At 41.3% G+C, this 26,409-nt stretch carries 20 protein-coding genes and 2 tRNA genes; 6 read left to right on the top strand and 16 right to left on the bottom strand.

The features are described 5' to 3' along the window. Positions 1 to 114 precede the first annotated feature (114 nt). Positions 115 to 1,260, top strand: a complete 1,146-nt coding sequence (locus AC1F2U_RS03660) for a SpoIID/LytB domain-containing protein (protein ID WP_480259873.1) — start codon at positions 115 to 117, stop codon at positions 1,258 to 1,260. 212 nt (positions 1,261 to 1,472) lie between these two features. On the opposite strand, the gene AC1F2U_RS03655 is transcribed toward AC1F2U_RS03660, so the two are convergent. After that, a complete protein-coding gene (locus tag AC1F2U_RS03655; RefSeq protein ID WP_480259872.1) occupies positions 1,473 to 2,771 on the bottom strand; it encodes a hypothetical protein in 1,299 nt (432 codons plus the stop codon). Between the two features lie 216 nt (positions 2,772 to 2,987). Between AC1F2U_RS03655 and AC1F2U_RS03650 the strand changes: the two genes are divergently transcribed. Further along, a complete protein-coding gene (locus AC1F2U_RS03650) occupies positions 2,988 to 3,467 on the top strand; it encodes a hypothetical protein (RefSeq protein ID WP_480259871.1) in 480 nt (159 codons plus the stop codon). A gap of 89 nt (positions 3,468 to 3,556) precedes the next feature. On the opposite strand, the gene AC1F2U_RS03645 is transcribed toward AC1F2U_RS03650, so the two are convergent. From AC1F2U_RS03645 to AC1F2U_RS03620, 6 genes are all read right to left on the bottom strand, one after another. Then, a tRNA-Gln gene (locus AC1F2U_RS03645) sits at positions 3,557 to 3,628 on the bottom strand. A 251-nt stretch (positions 3,629 to 3,879) separates the two neighbouring features. Then, positions 3,880 to 4,677: a WecB/TagA/CpsF family glycosyltransferase gene (locus AC1F2U_RS03640; protein ID WP_480259870.1), complete on the bottom strand. Its 798-nt coding sequence runs from the start codon at positions 4,675 to 4,677 to the stop codon at positions 3,880 to 3,882. 489 nt (positions 4,678 to 5,166) lie between these two features. Further along, entirely contained in the window at positions 5,167 to 5,412 is a 246-nt protein-coding gene (locus AC1F2U_RS03635) for a hypothetical protein (protein ID WP_480259869.1), read from the bottom strand. Positions 5,413 to 5,445: 33 nt separating this feature from the next. Continuing rightward, positions 5,446 to 5,529, bottom strand: a tRNA-Leu gene (locus AC1F2U_RS03630). A gap of 90 nt (positions 5,530 to 5,619) precedes the next feature. Continuing rightward, positions 5,620 to 6,759, bottom strand: a complete 1,140-nt coding sequence (locus AC1F2U_RS03625; RefSeq protein WP_480259868.1) for an alpha-hydroxy acid oxidase — start codon at positions 6,757 to 6,759, stop codon at positions 5,620 to 5,622. A gap of 444 nt (positions 6,760 to 7,203) precedes the next feature. Beyond that, the gene (locus AC1F2U_RS03620) at positions 7,204 to 7,437 is read right to left on the bottom strand and encodes a hypothetical protein (RefSeq protein WP_094349603.1); all 234 of its coding nucleotides are present in this window, start codon (positions 7,435 to 7,437) and stop codon (positions 7,204 to 7,206) included. Between the two features lie 160 nt (positions 7,438 to 7,597). Here AC1F2U_RS03620 and AC1F2U_RS03615 point away from each other — a divergent pair, with 160 nt between their 5' ends. Continuing rightward, complete coding sequence (locus tag AC1F2U_RS03615; RefSeq protein ID WP_480259867.1) at positions 7,598 to 9,796, top strand: NAD(P)/FAD-dependent oxidoreductase; 2,199 nt, start codon at positions 7,598 to 7,600, stop codon at positions 9,794 to 9,796. A gap of 54 nt (positions 9,797 to 9,850) precedes the next feature. Here AC1F2U_RS03615 and AC1F2U_RS03610 read toward each other — a convergent pair whose 3' ends face one another. Then, positions 9,851 to 11,377: a hypothetical protein gene (locus AC1F2U_RS03610; RefSeq protein ID WP_480259866.1), complete on the bottom strand. Its 1,527-nt coding sequence runs from the start codon at positions 11,375 to 11,377 to the stop codon at positions 9,851 to 9,853. 1,015 nt (positions 11,378 to 12,392) lie between these two features. Between AC1F2U_RS03610 and AC1F2U_RS03605 the strand changes: the two genes are divergently transcribed. From AC1F2U_RS03605 to AC1F2U_RS03595, 3 genes are all read left to right on the top strand, one after another. Continuing rightward, complete coding sequence (locus AC1F2U_RS03605) at positions 12,393 to 13,847, top strand: aminotransferase class V-fold PLP-dependent enzyme (RefSeq protein WP_480259865.1); 1,455 nt, start codon at positions 12,393 to 12,395, stop codon at positions 13,845 to 13,847. Positions 13,848 to 13,986: 139 nt separating this feature from the next. Beyond that, positions 13,987 to 15,273: a sulfite oxidase gene (locus AC1F2U_RS03600; protein WP_480259864.1), complete on the top strand. Its 1,287-nt coding sequence runs from the start codon at positions 13,987 to 13,989 to the stop codon at positions 15,271 to 15,273. A 35-nt stretch (positions 15,274 to 15,308) separates the two neighbouring features. Continuing rightward, positions 15,309 to 16,100, top strand: a complete 792-nt coding sequence (locus tag AC1F2U_RS03595) for a sulfite exporter TauE/SafE family protein (RefSeq protein WP_480259863.1) — start codon at positions 15,309 to 15,311, stop codon at positions 16,098 to 16,100. Positions 16,101 to 16,697: 597 nt separating this feature from the next. Here the strand turns inward: AC1F2U_RS03595 and AC1F2U_RS03590 are convergent. The 8 genes from AC1F2U_RS03590 to AC1F2U_RS03555 form a co-directional block, all read right to left on the bottom strand. Beyond that, positions 16,698 to 17,411, bottom strand: a complete 714-nt coding sequence (locus AC1F2U_RS03590; protein ID WP_480259862.1) for a hypothetical protein — start codon at positions 17,409 to 17,411, stop codon at positions 16,698 to 16,700. 306 nt (positions 17,412 to 17,717) lie between these two features. Next, positions 17,718 to 19,334: a formylglycine-generating enzyme family protein gene (locus tag AC1F2U_RS03585; protein WP_480259861.1), complete on the bottom strand. Its 1,617-nt coding sequence runs from the start codon at positions 19,332 to 19,334 to the stop codon at positions 17,718 to 17,720. 16 nt (positions 19,335 to 19,350) lie between these two features. Further along, positions 19,351 to 20,745, bottom strand: coding sequence for a hypothetical protein (locus AC1F2U_RS03580; protein WP_480259860.1), 1,395 nt, complete (start codon positions 20,743 to 20,745; stop codon positions 19,351 to 19,353). Further along, on the bottom strand, positions 20,738 to 21,676 hold the full coding sequence (locus AC1F2U_RS03575; RefSeq protein WP_480259859.1) for an AAA family ATPase: 939 nt from the start codon (positions 21,674 to 21,676) through the stop codon (positions 20,738 to 20,740). Before AC1F2U_RS03575 ends, AC1F2U_RS03580 begins: the two co-directional genes overlap by 8 nt. Next, a complete protein-coding gene (locus tag AC1F2U_RS03570) occupies positions 21,661 to 23,025 on the bottom strand; it encodes a trypsin-like peptidase domain-containing protein (protein WP_480259858.1) in 1,365 nt (454 codons plus the stop codon). The genes AC1F2U_RS03575 and AC1F2U_RS03570 overlap by 16 nt, the downstream gene beginning before the upstream one ends. Beyond that, the gene (locus AC1F2U_RS03565; RefSeq protein WP_480259857.1) at positions 23,022 to 23,342 is read right to left on the bottom strand and encodes a CU044_2847 family protein; all 321 of its coding nucleotides are present in this window, start codon (positions 23,340 to 23,342) and stop codon (positions 23,022 to 23,024) included. Before AC1F2U_RS03565 ends, AC1F2U_RS03570 begins: the two co-directional genes overlap by 4 nt. Positions 23,343 to 24,031: 689 nt before the next feature. Beyond that, the gene (locus tag AC1F2U_RS03560; protein ID WP_480259856.1) at positions 24,032 to 25,528 is read right to left on the bottom strand and encodes a hypothetical protein; all 1,497 of its coding nucleotides are present in this window, start codon (positions 25,526 to 25,528) and stop codon (positions 24,032 to 24,034) included. 52 nt (positions 25,529 to 25,580) lie between these two features. Further along, entirely contained in the window at positions 25,581 to 26,354 is a 774-nt protein-coding gene (locus tag AC1F2U_RS03555) for a TIGR03943 family putative permease subunit (RefSeq protein ID WP_334935913.1), read from the bottom strand. Positions 26,355 to 26,409: the final 55 nt, after the last annotated feature.

Below are 26,409 nucleotides of genomic sequence, written 5' to 3'. Positions count from 1 at the left end.
TGCATAATTAGTAGGAGGTGGCAACCTCCCGCGTTGGAGAACTGTCTCATCTTAAAGTAGTAGACGCCATAATCCAGAGCGTCAATTAGATACTAGTGTGATTAGATGATCGGTATGAAATTCCAACTTTACTTAGGCTCTTTATTTTCTCAGATTAAAGTACGTTATTGGTGGGTTAGTATCTTTTTGTGGATAGCTTTGGTTGCCCCAGCCCAAGCGTCTGTAATTTTACGCGTGGCAATTGAGAGGGGCGTTAATCAGGTAAAAGTGGGTAGTTCCACCACTGGCATCGTTAAGGATAGTACTGGCCGGACTCTTGGACAGTTGCCAGCAATGAGTGCATATTATGCCCAAGCAGTTCCTGGCGGAGTTGCTTTAGATAAGTGGCAGTCTGGTTTATTTTGGATTGAGCCAACTGGTAAAGGATTTGTTTATATTGGCGATCGCTGGTATCGAGGCAGAACTCTGGTTGTCCCCACAGAAAAAGGCTTAACCGCTGTTAACTGGGTTGACGATCAAGAATATCTCTACAGCGTTCTTGGTGGGGAAATGGATGCTAGCTGGCCCCAAGAAGCTTTAAAAGCCCAAGCGATCGCAGCCCGCACTTATGCCCTCTACGAACGAGAAAAACAACGGAATAATCCCGTTTACGATTTAGGCAATACCCCTGATCGCTGGCAAATTTACAAAGGTGTCATCAGTGAATCTCCTGCTACTTACGCCGCAGTAGATTCTACTCTAGGGCAGGTACTAACTTACAAAAACCGGATTATTCTCTCAGTCTTCCATGCTTGTTCTGGAGGACACACTGAAAACGTAGAAGATGTTTGGGGAAATACTCTCCCTTACCTACGTGCTGTTCAAGACTACGATCAAAATATCCGCGAGTGTAATTGGGTGAAAACCTTCTCACCCAGTGAAATTAGCGCTAAATTTCCAGAGGTGGGCAGTGTGACGGCGATGATTCCAGAGACATACTCACCTTTCCGCAGTGTTAAAGTTTTAAAAATTGTCGGCAATAGGGGCACGAAGGTACTACAGGGTGAGGAAGTGCGAACAGCCCTCAAGTTAAAAAGTACCAAATTTAGCGTCACCAAGGGGGCCGATGGGAGTTTTGTACTGCAAGGGCTTGGCTACGGTCATGCTTTAGGTATGAGTCAGTGGGGGGCGTACAATCTGGCTCGCCAAGGAGTGAACCACCTGCAAATTTTGGGACATTATTATCAAGGTGTAGCTCTAACACCAATTCAGGCGAAGTAATCAGGGATTGGGCACAAAAGGCAGAGGGGCAGAGGGGCAGAGGGGCAGAGGGGCAGAGGGGAAAGACCTCTTATCTGCTGCCGTGAATCAGAGCGGAACATGGGGCTGAGTCCATCCACTTTTTAATAAGTGGTTCTTCGTACCCTACGGGAAGCTAGCGCAACAGTGAGGTTAATCCATTTTCTGTTTTATCCCCTCTGCTCCCCTGCTCCCTATTCCCCACTCCCACGTTCTAAGCGCCGTTGCCATTCAGCATCAATTTTTGCAGAACGTTCAACTTCTTGGTCGAGTAAATCAGTTTCGCTAGAATACACTAAATCTTCATTGCCAATGACTTTTTCTGTTGCAAATTGTTGAGCATAGTTGATTTTTTGTTGCAAAAGTGCATCAGGACTTGCCAATAATCTTGCTCTGGAAAGGCGATCGCAACCGCGATCGCCTATTTTGCGATTACGCCACTGAATCCAGAAATAACGCAATAACGGTATGCCTAAAAAACCTGCTCCGTAAGCCAATAGCAGCCAATAAATTCCTTGTACAAAAGCTACTAGTCCACCTAACTGGACAGCAACAGTTCCATCTCTCAATAAACTTCCCAGTACTAAAGCACCAACAAAATTTAGTATTCCTAACCCAGCACTCAGCATAATTTGCCCGGAACTTGCCGCGCTAAAACGCCAAGGAAATTCCTCTAAACGATCTGATATTGCATGACGGCGCTTTTTAACTGCACTCACCTGCAATTCTGGGAAGTAATAAACAATTTGACCTTCTGGACTTACCCCTGGTTGCCCATTAAACCGCGTCAGAACGGGCAGCATATAATCTTCGTACTCTCTTGTGTATCCCTCGCCAATGTCATCCAAATATGGGGCAATTTGTTCTGCTACAACTGCACCACGGTTACTCCGAATCACCGTAGCAATTTCTTGCCAGCGACGTTCTTCTAAGTTGGCATTAGGATTACCATCGCCAAATAAAAACGAAAACACAGCTTCAAAGAAATTCAGATTGCTTTCTTCCCGGCTTTCACGTCGCCGTTCTTGGTAGTGGGTGTCATAATTTGGGCTAAGATACCAAAATAAATTTGGAAAATAGAAGAAGCCTCCACCGCCGGAATTACTGCCCCGATTGTCGCCGTCACGGTCTGAATTGATAGAGGTAATGATAATGAAGATGGTAACAGTTATCAGAGCGATGGAAACAGTTAAGAAAATTCCAAAAGAAATGCGAATCAGGTAAAACAGAACACTCCAGACTTTTTTCCACCATTCCTGCAATCGTAGCCGGAAGTATTTATTACGCAAAATTGCTCGAAAATTTTGTGGAAAAAGGAAAACTATATCACCTGAATCCGCTACCTGTAAATGTCCGCCAGCATCAGATGCCAGGGCTAACAAGCTTTGATTAGCTTCAGCGACGTTCAATCCTGCCTGAGTTGCCACATCACCAACGGTGACACGGTAGCCCAGTTGTTCCACAGCTTGCATGATGGTGGGACTGGGAGCCATTGCTCTCCCCTCCTATTGAAAATTATTCCTTTTCTTAAGTATAAAGTTTTATTTTGAGCGACTTAGCTGGGGTAGAGGTAACAATTCAAAATTCAAAGTGTTGACGTTCGGTCTTAAACTCTTTAATTGACTAGACAATCAACAAACGATCGGACACGCAAAATGATATAATTACTTGCCTCAGCTTGGTTAAATCAGCAAATTTTCTGCTCAAATATGGTTCAATACACTCTCGCTCAAAGCCCAGAAATTATCCTTACTGTTTCTGGAAAAGATTCAGCCAAAGCCCGTGATAAAGCAATGGATCAGCTAATGGAACTGATGGATGCAGGTAAGCTACCCACGGAACTGGAAGAAGGATTTGGCCCTCAACAATTAATTGAGGTAAAAGAGTCAACTATTGATACTGCTAATGGTGAAGATACGATTACACAAGCTGTCCAGATTCTGAGTAACCTGGCCACGCTCAAACTGAAAGTTCAAGAGTCACGAGCTGAAGCGTTGGAAATTCGCAAAGCTGTTGATGTTCTGTTTACCGATGAGTCGGTGACAGAAGAGGAAATTACTCGACTCAAGGAAGGTTTTAAAGTTCTCAAAAATTTTGCCCAAGCTAATGTGCGTTACCAGGAGGCGCGAGCTAAAGCAGAACTGGCTCGGAAGACTCTAGATCAAGCTCTCAAATCTCCCGATAAATAGCATTTACAGAATTAGATGCATTGAGACACATCTTAAAAATGCAATTAAATACTCTAAAAGACAGGCTGTTATGCCTGTCTTCAGATTAACTGGGGCGCTAGGATTCGAACCCAGGGATGGCGAGACCAAAACCCGCTGCCTTACCACTTGGCGACGCCCCAACAATTTCACTATGGTTAATATAACATTTATTCCTGGGTTAATGTCAAGTACTTTAATAGTTGATTTTAGATAATCAATTTTTACAGCAGGATAGTGATTGGTGGGAATTCTTGCACTTGACTTCTTTCATCACTTTCAGGTGAACCCTTGAATCTTCGTGCTTCAGGCAGAAGATTTTTTCCTTAGCATCTAAAGTCTAGTTCTCTTGATATGAACCGCTTTGAGTCTGTCTTAACCTATTTCTTTTTCTTTAATCCCCAGTCTCGTGAAGAAAGACCCCTGCAATCCGACTTGATGATAGTAGTTGCTTAGTAGCCAACCATATAAAGAGTGGAATAGTCCTAGCATAGCGGCCGCATAGTCGGCGTGGTTCTTGAATCCATCGATACAGCCATTCAAGTCCTAAGTCTCGAACTATGCGGGGTGCGCGCTTATGAATTCCGGCATAAACTGGGAAAACTCCACCCAGTCCAATCATTACAGCTTGTATTTTGCCCTTATGTTGAGCTATCCAATTTTCTTGTTTGGGACATCCCAAAGACACTAAAACAGCGCTAGCACCACTAGAGTTAATCTTTTGAACCAAGGCTTCGTCTTCAATTTCAGTTAGGGGACGAAAGGGTAGAGGTTCCATTGCTGCAATCTTTATCTGCGGAAATTCCTTCTCTAACCTGTCTTGCATCCTAGACAGAATTTCTGTTTGGGAACCTACAAAGAAAATACTCAGATTTTGTGTTTGAGTTAGCTGACACAATGCGAGAAAAATATCCATCCCTGCCACACGGTCTTGGTAAAGCGCTCCCATTTTTCGCATCATCCACACCAGAGGCATACCATCAGGAGTAACTATATCTGCATTTCGCAATACGGTGGCAAACTCTGGATTCCAATGAGCTTCAATGAGCATGTGTACATTGGCTACATATACAGTTTTACTCTCACGCCTACTCGTCCACTTCACTATTGTTTGTATCTGCTCGTCAAACCGTAAAGCAGTAATAGGAAAATCAAGAACTTTTTTAGTAGGTAGAAGCACTCTCGCCACCATCAATAACTCCTGTATCCAAGAAAACAATTCATAGATTACCTAGACCAATCCCAATGATCTAATATTTGGATTGGATGACTCCTGACTTTTTGTAGGCTTGTGTAATTGTTGGAAGTTAACACGTGGAGGTGCAATTGCCTTTTTAGTATACTTTTGGCTTAATCGGTAATACTAGAATTATTTACTGTTGTGTCCTAGCTTACTGTTTTATGTTAAGGATTTTAGACACTGCTTGACAAAATTCATACTTCCTTCATAATTAATTTTTGGTTAGTTCATCCAAGCATTATAATTGCGATAAATTCCTAGAGAAAAGCTAGATATCAAGTAGTATATACTACTTGATTGCTTAAGTATAAATGTAAAATGCTAACCACCTAATCTGCGGGTTTTATACGTCACTATGCGCTTAATAAGTTGAATTAATTTAGTATATTTTAATGAATAATAATTTTTTATTATAATTTCCAAATTTATTACAGATTTAATCTAGTGTCTGTATTGAAAAATCTCTAAATTTTCTTTTTTCTGAAATAAAAGCCCAAAAAATAAGGGAAAGATAAATTTATCTTTCCCTGGTCTATCGTTTTTGTTAAAGTCTTGCTTGTTACTTTCTTTAAGTCTTTGGCGTAACATTTGCCTTTGTTTTTTCAGTTGACGCTTCCTAGCAGAACCGCCTCTACCTTTATCATTTCTGCCTTCTTTACGGGGAGATTCCCATCTTTTCAGGCGCATAAGTTTTTAACCTCTTTATCACTTGCTTGGTAGTGGGCAGGAGGAGAATCGAACTCCTATGACCGTAAGGCCGCCACATTTTGAGTGTGGTGCGTCTACCAATTCCGCCACCCGCCCTTGTATCTAACCTTAACTAGTATACTCTAATTAAGAGATTTTGTAACAAGTCTGAAAATTATTTCTGAAAGTTTTGCTGGAATTACATTTCTAACAGTTCTCCGACTTAAAGCGTGGCAGGGTCAATAAACTAGGGTCAATATCCTGCATTTTGGCACAGCCGCTAAGTGCCATTGCCACATTTAACTCATCTTGTAACAGTGAGATGACATGAGATACGCCGATTTGCCCTGCTATCGCTAATCCCCACAATATAGGTCGTCCGATTAGTACTGCTTTTGCTCCTAATGCCAGAGCTTTGAGAATATCTGTGCCTCTACGAATGCCGCCATCTAATACCACTTCTACCTTACCATCTACTGCGGCTACTATTTCAGCGAGGGCATCTAAAGAAGCGATCGCACCATCAAGTTGTCTGCCACCATGATTAGAAACAACAATTGCTTTGGCTCCATATTCTACAGCCCGCACAGCATCATCTGGGCGTAAAACTCCTTTGATGACTAAAGGTAATGGAGATAAAGACTGCAACCATTCCAAATCGTCCCAAGTGACTGCTGGGTTTAGCTGTTGGGCAAAGTAGGTAAATAATCCAGATTCGCCTTTTTCATGAGAAATGTCTAGTCCTGAGATACTAGCAAGATTAGCCAGATGTAAGTCTTGGGGTAAGGCAAATTCATTACGTCTATCTCTCTCGCGCTGTCCGAGAACGGGTGCATCCACAGTGAGACAAAGTGCTTTGTAGCCTGCTTTATAGGCTTTTTCTACCAAAGCACGAGTTAATCCCCGATCTTTATGGATGTAAAGCTGGAACCATCGCAGAGAATCTGGAAACTGATTACATGCAGTCGCTACTTCTTCAATGCTCTTTGTTGCCATTGTACTTAACACCATACCCACACCAGCTGATGCAGCAGCTAGGGCAGTGGCAACTTCTCCGTCTGGATGGGCTAGACATTGAAAAGCCATCGGTGCAATTAACAAAGGTAGTTGCAGGGGTTGTCCTAAAATGGAGGTACTCAGATTGCGATCGCTCACATCGACTAATATCCGAGGTCGCAGCTTGACTCGCTCAAAGGCAGCACGATTATCTCGCAATGTGATTTCGTCCCAAGCACCACTGCTATAGTAATCAAGAGTCGTTTGAGACAGATATTCTTTTGCTAGCTTTTCGTACTCAAAAAGATTGATGGGTTGAAAGCGATCGTCGGTGGATAAGTCGGTAGACATAATTAAATCTAAAATAAAACTTTTGTTCGTAGTGAGCGATTTATCGCTCTGCATAAGATTTTAAATGGCTAGAGCCGCTGACTACGATTATTCCTTGTCAAGGCTTTCAAATGTATTTATTTTTACTTACTTAGTTAGCGATCGCTCAACAAAATTATCTGCTGGGGCGTTGTTCAAACAGCATGAAGATTGCTCCCAAAAAAAGACCTCTGGCGCAAAGCAGAGGTCTTTCCGTTTCAGAACGTTGTAAAATGCATAAGCAACGTAAAACGCTGATATGGTTAATTTAGTGGCTTCTATGCCATGAACACAAAAATAGCAACCCAATTGCCAATCCCATACTGACCATTATTATTACTCCTATACCGAAAATGCAATCGCCAACATTAAGGTACAGACCTAGAAATCTAATGCTGCGACCAAAACTTCATCTTATGCAAGGTTTTAGGAGAACTTTTCCCAGGATTGGGCAACTAATTGGCTTAACCAGCGACGTTGTTGCTGATCCAGCAGTGGATCGTCTGCTAACAACTGAGCGGTTAATTCTTCCAAAGATTGACCCTGAGCGCGGACAATTTTAATGACTCCAGCGATCGCACTGGCAACTAGTTCTTCATCAATCGGCTGTTGTCGTAGGGCAATAATTTCTTGGGGACTATCTGGAATGGGATAATTCATGGCGTGGGTTTACAGAAATACAAAATGAACAATAAATTTGACAAACTCTTAAAATTTCTTCACTGAATCTTTACGAAACTAATAGGGCGGAGTTTACCCTACTTTTTGCCTTAAGAAAATCTGTCTTAGTGAGTAGATTGATGGGAGATGTCAGGAAAACATGAAAGAAATCCTTTATTTAGAAGTTCCAACTCCAGAAATAGAAACTGTGCGTAGTTGGTTACAAACAGATTTTGAACCTGGAAATGGAGAAAAAGTGCTTACTTCGGAAGGCTTCCGCCTTCAAATACCCAGTGCTACTACACCTGCTGGAGTGAGTCTTTCCGAAAACTTGCCTACAGAACTTTCCGTATTTGTCTGGTCGGTGCAACGAACTACCTATCTGAAAGTGTTTCGCTGGGCAGAACAACCTTTTCCCAGTGAAGGACAAATTCTGCAACGCTTGACCAAGGAAATCAGAAGCCGTTTTCCGCATCATTACCCAGAACCGCCAGCAATTGATTTATCCCAGCAATCAATATTTGCCGCACTAGGTTCTACTTACCCCCTTACCGTCAAGTATTTTCAGAAAATGCCCAACGGTGAATATGACCTAACTCGGGCCTATTGGTGGGAAAAACGATGGCGCGAAGGGGTGCGGAATCCGCAGCAGCCGCATCAAGTGGTGTTTTCGCCGGGGAGCAGGGGAGCAGGGAAGCAGGGGAGCAGGGGAGCAGGGGAGCAGGGGAGCAAGGGGGAAGTTGCAGGAAGTCTTTCTCCTCTGCCCCTCTGCCCCTCTGCCCCTCTGCCTCTTATGTCCCATGTTCAGTACGACATCATCTACATTGGCGGTGCATTAGGTGCAATCCATGCAGCATTGATGGCAAAACTCGGATATAAAGTCTTGCTGGTGGAACGAATGCCCTTTGGGCGGATGAACCGAGAATGGAATATTTCGCGCGACGAGATTCAAAGCTTGGTTAACTTGGGTTTAGTCACCCCCGCTGAGTTAGAAACCATCATTGCCAGGGAATACAAAGACGGATTCAATAAGTTTTTTGATGCTAATAATCCAGCCAAACTGCGATCGCCCGTCCTCCACACACCCACAGTCCTAAATTTAGGCTTGGATTCCGAAAAATGGCTCCAAATGTGTGGGCAAAAATTGCAAGCGGCAGGCGGTGAAATTTGGGATGAAACAGAATTTATCCGTGCAGATATTGATATATCACAGGTAGTTTTGCAAGTCAAGCACTTGCCCAGTCAAATTGAGAAGCAAGTAAGTGGACGACTGCTAATAGATGCAATGGGAACTGCGTCACCCATTGCTTGGCAATTAAACGGTGGTCGTGCCTTTGATAGTGTCTGTCCGACGGTGGGAGCGGCAATTGAGAGCGGATTTGAGCCGGGAGTATGGGATTCCCAATATGGGGACGTTCTTTACAGTCATGGGGATATTTCACGGGGAAGGCAGTTGATTTGGGAATTGTTTCCCGCAGCAAATGAGGAACTGACGATTTATCTATTTCATTACCACGAAGTCAATGCTGAAAATCCCGGTTCCTTGCTGGAGATGTACGAGGACTTTTTCACAATTTTGCCAGAGTATCGCAGGTGCGATATGGACAAATTAGTGTGGAAGAAGCCGACATTTGGGTATATACCAGGGCATTTTAGTGTGGGAAGTCGCGATCGCACAGTTGCCTTCGATCGATTGATTGCGATCGGCGATGCTGCATCACTCCAATCTCCCCTCGTTTTCACCGGTTTTGGTTCCCTAGTTCGCAACCTAGAGCGCTTAACAACGCTGTTGGATACTGCCCTCAAACATGACTTGTTGAGTTTCCGCCACTTGAACCAAATTCGCGCCTACCAAAGCAACGTTTCCGTGACTTGGCTATTTTCCAAAGGGATGATGGTTCCCACAGGTAAATTTTTACCACCCCAGCGGATTAACTCCATGCTCAATACCTTTTTTGGGCTGTTAGCAGACGAACCGCCAGAGGTGGCAGATAACTTTATCAAAGATCGGTGTGATTGGTTAACCTTTAACCGTTTAGCACTGAAAGCAGCTAGGAAAAATCCTGCCTTGCTTTTATGGATTTGGGAACTTGCTGGGCCTAGAGATTTAGGGCGATGGCTTGGTAGTTATTTCAACTTTGGTCGTCATGCCCTGATTAGTGCTTTACTAAGTCCGTGGTTCCCGCGCTTTTTAAACCGGGTAGGTTCTTGGCTAGAACCCCGGAATCCAGGCTTGTGGCTGTGGCTATTGGCGATTAATTATGCGATCGCCACAGGCAAACCGCGATCGCGCAGCCAGGTAGCAAAATCCAACCCAGAAGCCATAATTCCGAAGTCAGAAGCAAGAATTCTGAATTAGGAATTGGGCATGGGGCATTAATCACTTGTACAGACGCGATTAATCGCGTCTCTCCTAACTCTTGGGGCGAAAATTCGGCAGTTCTACAGATGCCAATGACTTACGCCCCTTGGGTGGACGCTGGGGATAAACTACTGGTGAAGGTGAATTGTCATCATTAGTGTTATCACCTAATGACTCTGAGGACAAATCACTTGCTGACAATTGTGAAACTTCTGACCAGTAGTCTTCAGTTTCTCCAACAGGCGTTTCGGTGTGAGATGGATTAGAGGAAAGCAGTAAATTATTGGCTGGTGAAAGCACAGAATCCGTCGTCCAAGAAGTAGAGGTAGTTGCAGGAGGATTAATTTCTGCCTCCAAATCTTCCTCCTGTGGATTTTCTAGTTCCTCATCGTCTTCTAAAATTGTTGCTAAAGTCTCCCAAATAGGAACATCACTAACATCCGTTTTCGCAGCAGGTGGTGGTGATGTAGATGCAGGCTGGGAGGTGAAAAACATTTGGATTAGACTATCTAATTGCCGATCTAAATTTGATGAACCCGAAGGTGAAACCGCTTCAGTTGTATCTGGAGAATCATCAACTTTTGAAGATGGCGCGGGTTGTGTTGGTGTTGGCGTGTCTTTCTTAACTGTCCAGTTCCAAGGAGATGATGGCGGTGTCGCAGAGGCTTCATTTCTTTGGAATGGGATTGGTGCTGAAGGTTCACCCCAAGAATTATCTAGATCGTTACTTAATGATTCTTCTTCTACTGACCAAGGTTGAATTGGCTGGGCGTTAGGAAACAAAGACCGAGCTTTTCTAGAAAATCTTCCTTGGCTACTAGTTATGTCTTTAGGATGTTTTGCAGCATCCTCTAAGGAGTCATAGCTAGGAACCGAGGTATCTAGACATTTTTCCAAAGCTGCTTTGAATTGCAGCGTCTGGCGTTGTTGTCGCATCAGTCTAGTACGTAACTCCCGACAAACATTTTCTGATTGCAATAACTGCTGAGATTGTTCGTTGTTATTAGTGTGTAGCAACGTACATTCTCGCTCTAACTGGGCAAGGCGTTGTTGGCTAATTTGTAGCTGTGCTTTATAAGTATCAGTGAAAATTTCCTGACGTTGAACAGTTTGTACAGCAGTTTCTAATTGTTGAAATAAAGATTTTATCTGTTCTTGAGCCGCAGCTAGTTCCTGAGTGTGTTGGTTGAGCATCGACTCACTAACGCTAGAACGCGTTTTCTGCCACTGCAAAACCTTTTCTGACTCAGCTAGGTTGTCTTTTAGCTGCTCCACTTGTTCATACAATTTATTGTTAGCCGCACCTAATTCTTCGTTCAATGCCAGCAGTTTCTGAAATTCCGAGTCAATAAGTGCTTGTTTGCCGCTTTCAGGCTCTGCAACCCAGTCTTGCTGGGTGGTATCTTGTAAAAATTGTGTATCTTCAGCTGGCATGAGGAGTGGCAGTTTTTTAACTGTCATATTGTCATTAGGCACAACTGAGTAAAAGGGACAATTCGCCTGCTCTGATTGTGGCGAATTAGCAGAATTTAGGGATTCCATCACAGCCCCCTTGTTTGAGGTGTCAGCTTCATTCATCACTCTTGACTCACCTGCTTAAAAATATTCAGCAGTGCTGGCATTAGCATTGCTTATCAACTGTGTCTAATCAGGGTTTGCTCTAGAAGCTAAGTTTAACTCTCTCCAAGCACCAGCAATTAATCATCAATTGGTGTTCCCCATTTTGTATCTAGACTGATGCCGTTATAACACTATGATGCTCTGCCCCGTCAAGAAGAGGTGGAAGGGGAACTCTGGCCGCCTTTGAAGATAGGCAAAAGAGAGGAGAAACCCGATACATTAAAAATTAAACTGTATTGGCTGGCTGATGAAGTTTTTTACATGAAAAAACTGCCCTAAATTATACTATATTTTTTATAATCGCATCTGTCTTAAGAAATAAATTTTGATTGTCTCCTGAAATACATTTTGTAATGCCTGATTGAGTACTTAGATATAGATGTCCGTACAAGTATCTACTCTTCAATGATAATTCTCTCATCCGAAGCGATCGCTATTTCATGTCAGCAAACAACTAAGAGCTTTCGCTATAACTGCAATCTTAAGAGATCCCGCTAAATACGAGTAAATACTTATAAAGTCTTAATAAAGACGTAACAATTCGTTTAAGTAAAATATAAAACTTTTTTAAAGAGTAATCTCAACTTAGTGAGGGCTTTTTTCTCGATAAATACATTGCCAGTAAAGAATTGCAAGTTTTATTAGTTATAAGCTTTTCGATCGACTTATCTTCAATACGTCAAGTTTCTTTAATAACTGGAACAAAATCTTTTAAAGTATACTTTACTACTTAATAACATTATTTACACTGTATACTAATTTACGATAAAAATATTTAACTTAAGTATTAATACGAATACTATTTTTAATTATTTTATTAAAGAATAATTGTAATAACCGCGGTTTCTACTAGAAATAAAGTAATTATAAAGACCATAATTACTAAAAATTAATCTGGTTGTAGCGCGAAATAAAGTGTTGCGGCAGTTAGGCTTTTTCAAAAAAATCAAAATTTAAAATTGGGGTGCTAAAGATGACTGATATACTTGCAATGGGCGCAAATATCAAGCAAGAAACTGCTAAGTTACCGCTGTTTGTAGAAAATTGTGACAGCTTTTGGGACAAAGAAATCAGACCGTTATTTACAGATGAGTCTCTATCTTTCAAGGTGAAAACTCTTAACGGAAACTATGTCAAGTACGTTAACTTGGATAATGGAGCTACAACCACACCCTTTGCAACCCTCAAGCAGTACGTGGACGAAATGCTTGACACCTATGGCAGCGTACATCGAGGTTCTGGGCAAAAATCCATCATCACTACACGAGAATATGACGCCAGCCGAAACATCATTCGGGATTTTGTTGGGTCATCTTCAGACAACTATGTAATTTTTGCGAAGAATACAACAGAAGCAATTAATGGAGCCGCCACACTTTGGGCAAAAAAACCTGGGAAAATCTTAGTTTCTGATATTGAGCATTCATCTAACCTGCTGCCTTGGGTTACTAGAGACGAAGTTGTGCAGTACAGAACCCAGCCGGATGGAAGTGTAAATGTCGCAGAAATTGAAGATATTTTCAAAGCACACCAAAATCTCCCCGAAGCCGAGCAAATTAAGTTAGTAACTATTACAGGTGCTTCGACAATTACAGGTTACAGACCCCCAATTTACGAAATTGCAGCTTTAGCACATCGGTATGGGGCGAAAATATTTGCTGACGTGTGTCAGTTAATTCAGCACGAACGAGTCGATATGCGTGCAGATGACGATCCATGTCATTTAGATTTTGTGGCTTTCTCTGGACACAAGATGTATGCCCCTTATGGAACTGGGGTTTTGCTGGGGCCAAAGGAATTTTTTGATAGCTCCTACCCTTATCAAATTGGCGGTGGAAACCTACCTTATATCACCAGAAACCTAGAGATCAAGCGTTTTTATACAGAACGGGCCCATGACCCCGGAACACCAAACGCAATGGGTGCGATCGCTATTGCCAAGGCGATTGAAATTATCGAAGCAGTGGGGCGCGATCGCATTGCTCAGTATGAACACTCTCTAGTTGAATTTACATATACACGGCTTGGGCTGATTTCTGGAGTCAAATTACATATTCCTGGAGATAATTTAGCCCATGTTATTCCCTTTGATATTGATGGATTTGACGGACGCTTAGTAGCAGAGATTCTGGCACAAGAATATGGCATTGGCGTTCGGGCTGGGGCTTTCTGCACTTATGAATATATTCGCAAACTTAAGAATGTTTCAGACGAGCAAGACTGTGAGATTGCTGGGGAAGTAGATAGAGGAATTACACGTAATATTCCTAGTATTATCCGAGCCAGCTTTGCTGTATATAATACATTAGAAGATTGCGATCGCTTTATAAATGCGATCGCTCAAATAGCTAAAAACGGATTGGCTCACTATTTGCCCAACTATACACAAGACCAGATAACTGGTGTTTGGACAGCGATAAACAGCTAGTTTTTTCAGGGCATTGGAAGAAGCAGAGGGGCAGCACTCGGCTACGCTCAGTGACCGAGGCGCAGAGGGGAAAGACTTACTTCAACTTCCTTGATTCTCTGTTTCTTAATTACGAATTACAAATTAAAAGGGGGTAAGCTTGAGCGATGAAAACCTCTTTGACCAGGAGGATTATTTACAAGCACGGGTTGAACAGTGCATCTGGCAAAAAAGTACAGATGCAGGTATTTCGCGCCAGCGCTTTCTGAAAATACTTGCCACTATGGTTGGCGCTACAGCCATCGGGGGATTAGCTAAACCTGCGCTTGCTCACAGTCAGGCAGCTATTAAAACTAAAGGCAGCAAAATACTTAAGCCATTGCCACCAGGGTATATCTCTCATAGCAAGGGCACATTAGAGATGAACTGGGAAGCGATGTATGGACGTGGTTATTTAGTACCAAATGATTGGTTCTATGTTCACAACCGTAGCGCACCACCTCCCTTTGACCCATCTACATGGCGTTTGCAAATTCATGGAACTGGCGTTTCAGCACCTTGTGAGTTTACCTACGATGAAATCATCGCCATGCCATCCATCTCAATCACTTGTGCCATTGAGTGTGCTGCTAACGGTCGGCGCTTCTTTGAAGAAGCTTACAACACACCACTCCCTGGAACGCGGTGGAGACTTGGGGCTATTGGTGTGGCTGAGTGGACTGGTGTACCACTTGGTATGTTATTAGAGCGAGCTGGATTGAAATCCACAGCACAAGATGTACTCGTTGAGGGTGCAGATGTGGATTCGCTGGACTCAAAGGAGACAAATAAATCTAAGTTCAGCAGTGTAGTTCCAATTAGCAAAGCATTAGCAGATAACTCGCTTGTCGTCTACGCCATGAACGGAGAACCATTACCTCCAGATCATGGTCAGCCATGCCGTGTGTTATTCCCTGGTTGGGGAGGAAACGCCAACGTTAAATGGATTGAGCGAATTGAGGTTTCTGAAACACCGATATATACCCAGTGGGTGACGGAGCAGATGGTGCTGGTTGGTGCAGACTACCCAGCGATCGCACCGTATAAAGGTAAGCTGATTACCTATCAAAATGTTAAGAGCGCTTTTGAGTTGGCTTGGCCAGCTACTCTTTCTGCTAAAACCCACTTACTACGTGGACGTTCTTGGTCTGGGAAAGGAAAAATTGTCCGTGTGGAAGTCAGCCTAGATGGTGGTAAAACTTGGCAATTTGCACGACTGAGAGAACCAAATTTTCCATTTGCGTGGGTACGCTGGGACATTGAATGGAACCCACTTCCTGGGGAATATTTTCTCCAGGCTCGTGCTACTGACAATTTAGGTAATACACAACCGAGTAAAGTTCCGTGGAATGACTCTGGATTGCTCTATGGAGGTGTTGTTAGCCATCCGCTGACAGTACAAGGTTAATCACACCAAGTCAGTCTCTAGAAAAAGAATTATTTATGATTGATTTTAGTTGGTTGATTTTAGTGAGTGGGGGTTTAATATCTGGAGTCATCGCTGGACTTTTAGGAATAGGTGGCGGTATTATCACAATTCCTCTTTTAGTCACACTAGGTTATACTCCCGTTCAAGCGATCGCTACTAGTAGCCTTGCTATTGTAATTACTTCAATTTCTGGAAGTTTGCAAAATTGGTTGATGGGCTACTTTGACTTTAAACGAGTAATTTATTTAGGAATTCCAGCTTTTTTAACTACTGGAATAGGAGTCTATTTCGCCAATAAAATTCCATCTTATATAATACTATTTACATTTGGCATCATACTACTTACTAACATCTATCTGATTGAGCTTCGCAAGCAACTGTCATTCCAGGAAAAAGGGGATACAGTCCCAGTATTTAACCCATTAGTTTCTAAAATTGGCACTGGGGGAGCAGCAGGAATTTTAGCAGGTTTATTCGGCTTAGGTGGCGGTACGATTATGGTGCCACTGCAAATGCTGCTACTAGGAGAGGAAATTAAAGTAGCAATTCAGACTAGTTTGGGTGTGATTGTCATCACTGCTTTAGCTGCCTGTACAGGACATACATTAGAGGGAAATATTCTGTTTGCTCAAGGTATGGTTTTGGGATGTGGAGGTCTTTTAGGCGTTCAAATGAGTACTCGCACATTGCCAAAACTACCAGATTATACTGTGAGCTTAGTACTTCGCATCTTCTTAGGAATACTATCAATTTATATTTTTTGGGAAGCTTGGATAAATTATCAACAAATAATTACTAATTCATAATTCGTAATATCTGGTTTGTTTGATTACTTAATTAAAGCCAGAGACTCCACTCCGCCAAAGGCTAAATTTTGTGCATTATGCATCCAGAAATAGGTAGAGTCGTCTTGAAGTTAATTAGCGATCGCTATCTGCTGCGTAAGGATGGAACTGAACTCCATTAGGTTCAACTCGAGTTTTGCTGTCGCTACCTTAACCGATCTTCTAAAGTCAGTAGACCGAAAACTTCTGTGCTCGCTAAAAAATAGTAGTGTATAATACAGTTTTTTGAGGAATGTAAAAAAGCTTATTGTTTTGGATAAAGCATAAGTTAAACTTACTAAATAGAACCCAAAAACCAACCAAAATCAACCAAACGGTAAACAAATTTCGCAGGCTACCCCATAGTTGCGGTCTACTGCTTGGCGTAAAAACTCTCTTCACTAGCAATTTTTTTTAGACAACAATTAGGTGTGTGGGTATCCATCATAGAGCGAACGCAAAACTTTTCGGTCTACTGAATGTTCCTACTTCACCCCTCTCTTCCGAAACCGTGCGTCCGTAGTTGCACCTATCAAAAACGCTTTATGAGTATAGAATTAAATCAATAATACCCAATAATCATTTTCGATAATCTAAGTTTAAGAAAAATATAGTACTATTAACTATGAAAAAATTGTTAATTAAACTAAATAAAAAGTTTTTTATTATTGTAGATAATAAAACAGTTGTAGGATTTATCACAATGATAATTTCACACAAAAAAACCACTAAAATAGCTAGTATAAAAGTATGAATAAACCAAATAATCCAGAAAAAAAATACCTTCCACCATCTACCTTGAACAATAGATTTACTATAGGACAATGCAGAATTACCACTATAACTTCTGAGAGCAACAACTTCCAGGACAAAGAATTGATTAACAAGAAAAATAAAACCTGGAATCAAAAATATGAAAAATAGTAAAATAGCTAGCCCCCCCAATATAGTACTTGTACCTAGGAAAGCTCCCCATCTAGAGAATGATTTTTTTAAGGCTGATAATGTTTTTATCCACAAGGAATCATAACGATCTGGTCCGTTGATTATATATTGTTCAACTATAACTGCTGTAGCTATCCATGCAGGATAGTGGAAAATCAAAAAAAATAAAGTTAATATTCCAAGTTCTTCACTACCAATAGGAACTAGATTTGCTTCTATAATATCAAAAGGGAGATCGACAATTAAAGTAATTAGTACTATAGAAAGAAAGTTATCTTTAAAAGTCTTATAACCCCTAAAGATAAGTTCAGAGATTCCAAACTCTTTGTTTCTGAATTCAGCAATCATCAGCGCCTCTAATGCCTATATCTGTTTACAATTATTTTTATTTTTACTGTATTTTTTATGCAGTAAAGAGTTCGGTGCTTTTATTCGTGTGGTAAAGATTGTTATCACACGAATAAAAGGCTAATTACACCTAGTCTTGTCAGTGGATAAAAAAACTATCAAGTAAGGGTTTCAGCCTTAACCCAGTTTCCTGTTTCATTGCTATTTACGAGCGACTTAATAAGATTCAAGTTTACACCGTAGCATTTCGGATTTTTTCATAAATTTTTCAAAAGTAAAATATTTATATGAAATTTTGTTAAATATCTAAATAAAATTTAAAAAAGCTCTCCCTAAGGAAAAAGCCACTCTAAAGCCTATTTCGTTTTCCCTAGTTTCAGGCTTGTCTCTACCACGACTTGCAGAACGGCAATCAAATGCAACGTCACGCCAAGAACCGCTCCTTACAACTCGTTCTTGATTCAAATTAGTTTCATCTTTCAAAATACTACTGTAGTTTTTTCGCCAACGATCAGCACACCATTCACCAACATTACCGTGCATATCGTATAAACCAAAGGCATTTGCTACATTAAAGAATCCTACCTCAGTAGTTTCTGTTCTAAATTTGCCCTGAGGCCCAAAAGCATACCTTTCTTCTCCGTTGTAGCAAGCTAATTTAGGGGTAATGGTTTCGCCAAAATGGAAGGGCGTAGTGGTTCCTGCTCGACAAGCATATTCCCATTCTGCTTCAGTCGTAAGACGATAATACTTTCCAGTTTTTTGCTGTAGCCGTTCGCAGAACTCAACTGCGTCGTACCAACTGATATTTTCGACAGGGCGATGGGGACCTTTGAAAATCGCTGGGTCTGGATTGAGGTCGATTTTAACTTTGGGTAGTCCTGCAACTACTCGCCACTGTGTCTGAGTTACAGGGTATTTACTCATAAAAAAGGGAGCAATTGTTACTGAGTGTTGAGGATGTTCGCTTTCGTTTCCTTCCCCATCCGGTGAACCCATCCTGAATGTGCCACCTGGGATAGATACCATCTCCAATACCACTCCCTCGCCCCAATCTTCACCAAAGCACTCAGCTTGGCTGGAACTACGAATGACTGTCCACTCCGAGTCAAACATCCATTGCTTAGGCTTGCGTCTCACCTGAGCAACATTGAACTGAAAAACTTCTAGAAGTAAAGCAGGGCTTCTCCGCCTTTGTATCTGAATCGGAATTGGCAAACTTACGCCTGCAACTTCTATTTGTTGTTTCTGTCCTGGCAGTTCATCGAAAATTAATGCAGCTGCTTCCAGTTCTCCACGTACAAAATGATACATTCCTCTGACATAAACTAATAGTGACTTGAAATTTGCTTCTTGGAGTGGTTCGCTAAAAGTTTCTATCAAAGAAGTCATGCGTGACCATTCTGCTGTATCTTCCAGTTGTAATCCAGCAAGAATTAATGCTAGTTCCCGAGCGGCTTCCCCTGTTTGGGTGTATACCAAAGCAGCCCAGCGCTGGGCTTGAGCCAAGTCACGAATGTCAATATCAGAACTATCCAATTGTGACTGTACATCAAATAGTAAAAATTCAGATAGTTCGTTTATCCGCTTAACTCCAAAACGAGGATTATCTTTTAACTGCTTGAGTAGTACATCGCGTACCGTCTTTTCCATCTCGTAAAGTTCATGCCCAACTTCTTCACAGAGATTAGAAAAAAGTAAATCAGCTATTGCTATCCAGGGAATATTTAGTACATTACCGTTAATATCACGCTGAAAATTTGCCCATAGACTATACAGTAAATCCGGTGTTAAAGCTAAGGGAAAGGCAGCATGATAAGCCAAGTATAGATGAGCATCTCCATAACGTTCCCGAAAAAAATTAATGCGCTGAATGCCTCCTTTTCTTTTTATTCTGGCTAGAGATATATTTGACTGATTCATTTTACCTACTAGCCTCCTACTGATTGGAATAGTGTCCGCGTAGCGCACCAATCGCACTATCTAAACCTTGGCGATTGATTTCAAACATGGGAACAAGGTGGGCAATTTCTTGGGCAGTGGTATTTACCCAGCGTGATTTCGGCATGGGATTAAGCCATGCAATATAACGCATTTGCCTCCTGAGACGCTCTAGGAAAATCTTAGTTAGTCGATGACGTTCATCGCTAAAGCCTCCACGGACAGCACCTGCATCGCTAAAAATCAAGGCAACTGCCTGTGATTGATTAAGTTGAGCCAAAACAGTATCTATCTGTTCATCTGACAAACGAGCCTCATCCTGATAAAAATACTCAGTTGGACAGTTATGAAAGTAGTAAATACCAGCCCTGCCCAAACGACCTCCTTGCAATGCAGTTTCCACTAAGCGACGGGAGATTGTGTGAAAAGGCATCATAGAACCATCTTGGTCAATTAATAACAGTAGTTGAGTGCGATTAATGCGACGGGGGACAAGAACTGGGTTAAGCAATATCCCCTGTCGTCCAATCTGGTTGACAGTGGCTATCAAATCCAACTCCACTGCTGGTCCCTCTCTCACTAAACAACGTAAGTAGCGCCAACTCTGCTTCATTTGCCGACGACTTACAGGAAAATACGCAGCAACTGAGTTAAAAGTATCTTCTGTGATAACAGACTGCGTTCCTGCCCTTGCAACCTGCACTTCATCATCGATCTGTTTAATTAGCTCTGATGAAAGGAAATTGCTAGGAATATTAGGCTGGGATTCAGGAGTAATAGGTCTATAACGAATATTGTGTGTAACACGTCGTCTACCCATCCATAAATCTATTCCAACTACGGTTAATACGAATAACGCATATACAAACAAGAAAATAATTACAAAAATTAAATATATTATGATGCTACTCCCTGTTAGCTGAGTCTGGGCTTGCTGTTGTTTTTCCGACTTTAAAGGATTATTTGGCAATAGCTGGGTATCAGGTGAAGAAGAGGGTTGAGAAAAAGTTATGGCGACAAAAATTCCGGCTCCTCCAAAAATAAATGTTCCTCCCAGAATCATTCCTCCTATAGTCAAGTAGGGTCTGAGTCGGGGCTGATAACTTTTAGAGGATGGCTCTATAATTTTTATGGTTCCTGAAGCGATTTCTGGAGTGAAAGTTTCAGACACAATCTCTTCAGGAATTAATCTATCAAAATAATAATTAAATATTCTTTTCTCTTCTGGAGACTTAATCCATAAAGCACAGCAAAGTTGAGCTAAAGAATCTCGGTCTGTAATCCCGAAACCTGCTTGTAAAGCTTGTAAAACTACCTGATACTCCCCTACTCCCAGTGGCAACCCAGTTTCTCGTAAACTGGTAAACAATTCCAGTAAAGGCAGTTTATCCACGACTTCTAACCCGTTTTAAATAACGAACATGGTCATCCCAATTTTTCAGTAATACACCCAGGTCTGGTAATTTGCCCTCCAGTTTGCCTAATACTTCATCCTCAGGATAGCGACGTAATGCATGAAACCAATCTAGTAACTCACTTGTAGTTACATTTTTGCTTCCTCTCCCTATTTCTGCTTGCATCTGTTGACGCAATTCTATAAATCGACTAACCGCAGCTTCAACAATTGGTTTAGAGGAATCTGGAAAACGATTGATTACAATTTTTATCAGTTGTTCAGTTTTGGGAAATTCAACATAATGAAATATACAACGACGCAAGAAAGCATCAGGCAATTCCTTCTCATCGTTGCTGGTAATAAAAACGATTGGTGTTGCTTTGGCTCGAATTTTCTGGCCAATTTCTTCCACAATAAATCGCCGTTCATCTAGCTCTAACAGTAAATCATTGGGAAAGTCAATGTCAGCTTTATCAACTTCATCAATTAACACCACCGTGCGCTGGTTATTTTGAAAAGCCCTTCCCAAGGGTCCCCAACGCACATAAGTTTCAGGGGCACTGATACGTAAAATATCTTCTTGTTTATTAATCTGACTTGCTGCTAGTTGAGCATCTCGTAAACGACCAACAGCATCATAGGTATATAAACCATCTTGCGCCCGACTGGTAGATTTTACATACCAGGCTTCAAACGGCAACTTTAATTCATAAGCTACTGCCCTAGCTAATTTAGTTTTACCGCATCCTGGTTCCCCTTTGAGTAATAAAGGTCTTTCTAAATAAATAGCTAAATTAACAACATCAATTAATTCGTCATTCGGTAAGTAAGGATAAAGAAGTTGTCCTGAATCAGAATCAATTTCTGCTTGTGGAGGCTGAATTTTTCCAGTGTATTTAGGTATTTTATTATTTAGTACCTCAACCATTTTTCCGACTCCTCATACCAATTACAGCCGCATCTAGTACAAATTTCTTCTAAGGTAAGTTCTGGGATACCTCCACGACTGTTATCTAAAATTTCCTGAACTGTGCTGTCAACTTCACTCGCAAGTTCATCTGGTAGTTCATCACTCTCATTCTCAATCCAGTTGAGTAAATCATCTTGAGAAAATTCGTTAATTTTTGGTGTTTTTACTGGTGTGTAGTTGGGCTTATTAGCATCTTTTTCAGCAATAAAAAAATCCTCTAAGCTACCCACACTACCTTCATAATCAACTAAAAACATTAATAACTTTGATTTGTTTGACATCAACTGAGAATTTTGCACTTCTGTTGCTAAATGCAACCAAAAATCTTGAATTAAATCTTGCAAACTTTCTCTGGGCATCCACTCTACATTATGGAAAATCAAAATCATATTCTGAGTTTGGCAACACTTATAAACTCCTTGAGCAATTTCTGCTAACGAGGAATTTTTAGGCAACTGAATATAACTACAGAATTCACGCCAAAGAGCTGTGGCATCAATTTGTCGAACTCTACGGGTCAACCCAACTTTCACAACTCTGCTTGTTGTTATATAGGAAAGATGTTTGACTAGCAACAAATTTAACAACCAGCGTTGACCATAATCTGGCGACCCATGAATCAATAAAGCCGCAATAGAATGTTCCTTCACTAATTGGCGAAATAACCTTACTTGTCTGGTATAACCCAACTTTAATAACGAACGATATAACTGTTCACGGTCTATAAACTTCCAAATTTTCTCCAGAGCTTCAATAGAGATCGCCAATCCACGTTTACCTTCCCCTTGGCGATGGCTGACTATCCCTAAAACACAACCACTGGATTCATCAACTACAGGAGAACCACTGTACCCAGGTTGTAACGAGTAGTCACCATCAATACGCAAATCCCAAGCTTGAATCCTTTCTCCAATATATATTGACTGTAATCCTACTGGTTCACCAAGATTACCTTGCAATGACCTGATTAAATGAGCCTTATCATACAATTGAAAACCAGCAGTTATAAAAGGACTTTCTCTCTTACCAGATACTTGTAAATTAATTTCTGACTTACCCCCTAGCCCATCCACTTGTAATACAGCTAAGTCGAGTCCATCATCTTCACCAGAAGCAATTACTGTAGCTGGCTTACTATCAGCTTTGACTTTCTCTGTTCCGCCGACATCTCTTACAACATGGGCACAAGTCAATACGTAAGCTGTTCCACTCACTTGGCGAATGATAAAGCCAGTTCCAAAACGGCTATTATTCGATTCACTACTGGTAATTAAAACAATAGAATTTTGTAAATCTTCTGGGTTCATTCCAATTTATTTTTTGGCTTAAATTTTAGTTTGATTTTTAAGTTTGCACCCGCTTTTGATTTAGTTATATAAAGATTTCCTTCGCCTTCAAAGCTTAAACCAAGTTCAACCTCAGCTTCATCAATACTGATTTCTTCATTCAGTTCTTGGCAAGCAGCAGCAATGGGACGGCAGGTTTTGACTAAAAGAGGTTTAACCCTATCAAAAGTAGCACTTACTTTATCTGCAAAACCTCCAGATATTTGTTGGACTTGTTCCCCTAGTACTTCTACCTCTACTAAAGTGCCATCTTCTAATTCAATCAGTTTAGTTGCCATCAATATTTTCTCTCTTACACTTCCCAAGTTCAAAACCAAATCTAGAGTATTGTTAATAGCTGCACATAATCTACGAAACGCTCATCTAATTCTTTTGGAATCCTGATGCAGAATTGAGGTGAAACATACTTTAGTCATCTCCAAATAGCTTTTGTATAAAAATTACTTTTGTATAACAGTGTATTATTTTGTCAGACCAAATATTTTTATATATAAATTTTTTAATAAATACCGTAATCAATTTATCTTTTTAGCAACTTTGCTCACATATCATAATCTAAGTGTTCGCCTTCTGGGGGCCGATTGCTAAAAAAGGTAGTTTACGATACAGTTTTTGGGGTAAAAAGACAAAAGCTGATTGCTTGACTCAATGATAAGATTATTTTTACTATCAGTTAGAACTGGGGTAGTTGCAGCCATAGCTCAACCAAATATTTCTCTAGTTCAATTTTCTCGCAACTCTTTGAAAAAATTCTCTGTAATCACACCATAATCATATTCTGCTGCTAGATTTGCTCTTACGCTTGGCTGATTTATTAACTTTACTTATGTCACAATATCAACTCAGCCATTCAACACTGGCATTTAAAATCACTAATTTTCAACAAAAGTACACTTGGACAGGTAATCATCACAGAGCGATCACAAAACTTTTCGGTATATTGAAAGTCGAATTACGAATTATTCTCTCAAGGTAGCCATCGGGGATGAAATCCAGCTAAGGGGAGTTGTTCTGGCCTAATTTCAACAGTCGCAGCATCAGCGATGGGCAATAAAGGCATTAACCACAGGCTACTGGTAGCGATCGTATCTCCATCATCAGTTTTCAAAGTGTTTGTGGGTAATGATGCTGGGGGATTTGTCTGCGGTACTACTTGGTCAAATAACAAGCCCAAACCGTCGGCAGATAAACTCATTTGCACATTCCGTTGAGCGGGAGGCAGTACTAATAGTGGTTTCTGTTGCCCAGTTTTCAAATCAATTGCCACCACATAGGGCTGTTCTATGTATTGTTCCTTCGATACTAGCTGTGTTAGCAAGCAGTAGAGGGTGGGTGAAGCAATGTCAAATTGGCAACTGAGAATTGAACCTGTTGTTTTTAATAGCTGTTTCTGCACACCTTGGTTTGTCACTAAAAACAAATCTCGCGTGTAATCTGTATTAAACTTTACCATTGCGGCTTGAGAGCCATCTTTGGAGAAAGCTTGTACCAAACCAAACTGCGGCAGAAAATCCAAAGGTTTACTGGCATCACCTTGCAGTGGTAAAATCGCTGCTCCCTGTCCTTGGGCAACTGCTACGGCTTTACTATCTGGTGTCACCATAAAGTCTCCCCCCGGCTGGCTTTTTAGACGTTTCGGGGTGGGTTTTTCTGCGGAACCATCACTGATTGCTGGCATAAACCATAGTCCAAAGTCACCAGGATTAGTTTTATTTCCCCGTTGGATGACAATAGTTTGCCCATCAGGTGATAGGTCAAATTTCAGGTTTTGATAATCTTTACTATCTAAAGTCAGGTCAACTTTGCCTTCCGGTTCTGCTTTTTGTCCAGATTTCGCAGAAACACCTGTTGTTACTGTATACAGTTGGGCTGAAAGTAAGTCTTGATTGTTTGCGGCGCGAGCAGAAAATAAAATTTTCTCCCCATCAGGAAATGACTCAAAGTCGATTACTATCAGGTCTTTGGGGGTAAGTACCCTTTTTTGCTCTTGGGTTAAGTTGTAAAGAACTAATCGTCCCTGTTCTTCTTTGTCGGTTCCGATATAAAGGATGACGCGATCGCGTGTACGGAAGCTACCTGTAAAGGCCTGTATCAGCCGATTTTTGCCCTCTTGCTCCGCAAACTTATCTTTAGCTCCTTGTAACTGCACTTTATAATTTGTGCCATAAGGTGCTGGTGTCACCAGTGTATAAACCATCCGCCGCCCCGCCCAACTGAATTTACCTGCTAGGGGCGGCTCGATTTTCAAGTTATCCTCGACGCTTTTTGTTTCCATTGGGCGGCTGAAGGTGAGGGTGAAGGAATTATCTTCTGCCCCAATTTGTTGATTTTGCCAAGTAAATTCCCGGACACGAGCAGTTACCACATCACCTTGCAAGATGATTAACCCAATCAGCACACTCAGCAGTAACATTAGTGCGATCGCTATACGATCCAGTGGTTGGAATGCTTTAGATTTAGTCATTGGTTATTTGTCATTTGTCATTTGTCATTTGTCATTTGTCATCAACAAATAACTAATAACTATAAGGATTCTGGGGTTGAGGAATCTTTTTCAGAGAGTTAGCGGCAATGGTAAGTTGGCGTTTACCTGCTAAATTTTCTGTCACCATTTGTCCTTCTACTTCCAGCCATGTATCAGCAGAGTAAAGCTCTTGATTATTTTGTAGCTTGACGGGCAATCCCACAGGGTAAGCATCTGCTGCACAGCAACTTAAGACAAATCGTGCTAAAAACAAATATTCTTTTCCTATATCGGGCGGGTGAATTACAAATCCCTGTACCTTGACTTTTTGTCCTGTATATGTATCTGGTTCTGGATAGACATTGACAGTACGTACCCAGTCTACAAGCGATCGCTCCTCTGGACGAACAGTAGCGCGAAAGGCTTGGGGTTTGACACGTGTGCTTCCCAATAAATCAGTCGTCACCCCCCTTTGGAGTGCTTTGTCACTAGCAAAAACTTGCGGTGTAATGATAAAACCTAAAATCGCTGTAGTCAACAACAAACCACTGCCCCAACCAGGGGGAAATAAACTAATATGCTGGGTGTTTGGCGTAACATCACGGCGACGCCTTTGCCAAAGTTCCTGCATCTTGAACAAACCAATAATGATGAAGCTGATACCAGTCACAATCACTAACCAAAAGTAATTTGGGTGAATCAGCAGGTTCAGCTTATTAGTTAGCCAATATCTCAACATCAAAATGCCCCAAGCAGTAATTGCTAGAGCATCTAGCCAAGGGAGTAACAGATTTGGGATTTTAGATTTGGGATTTTTGTTAGTCATTAGTCATTAGTCATTGGTCATTAGTCATTGGTCATTAGTCATTGGTCATTTGTAA

This window comes from Nostoc sp. LEGE 12454 (genome assembly GCF_056620565.1).
Note: the sequence above shows the minus strand (reverse complement) of the source record. Positions and strands in the feature narration are given on the sequence as shown.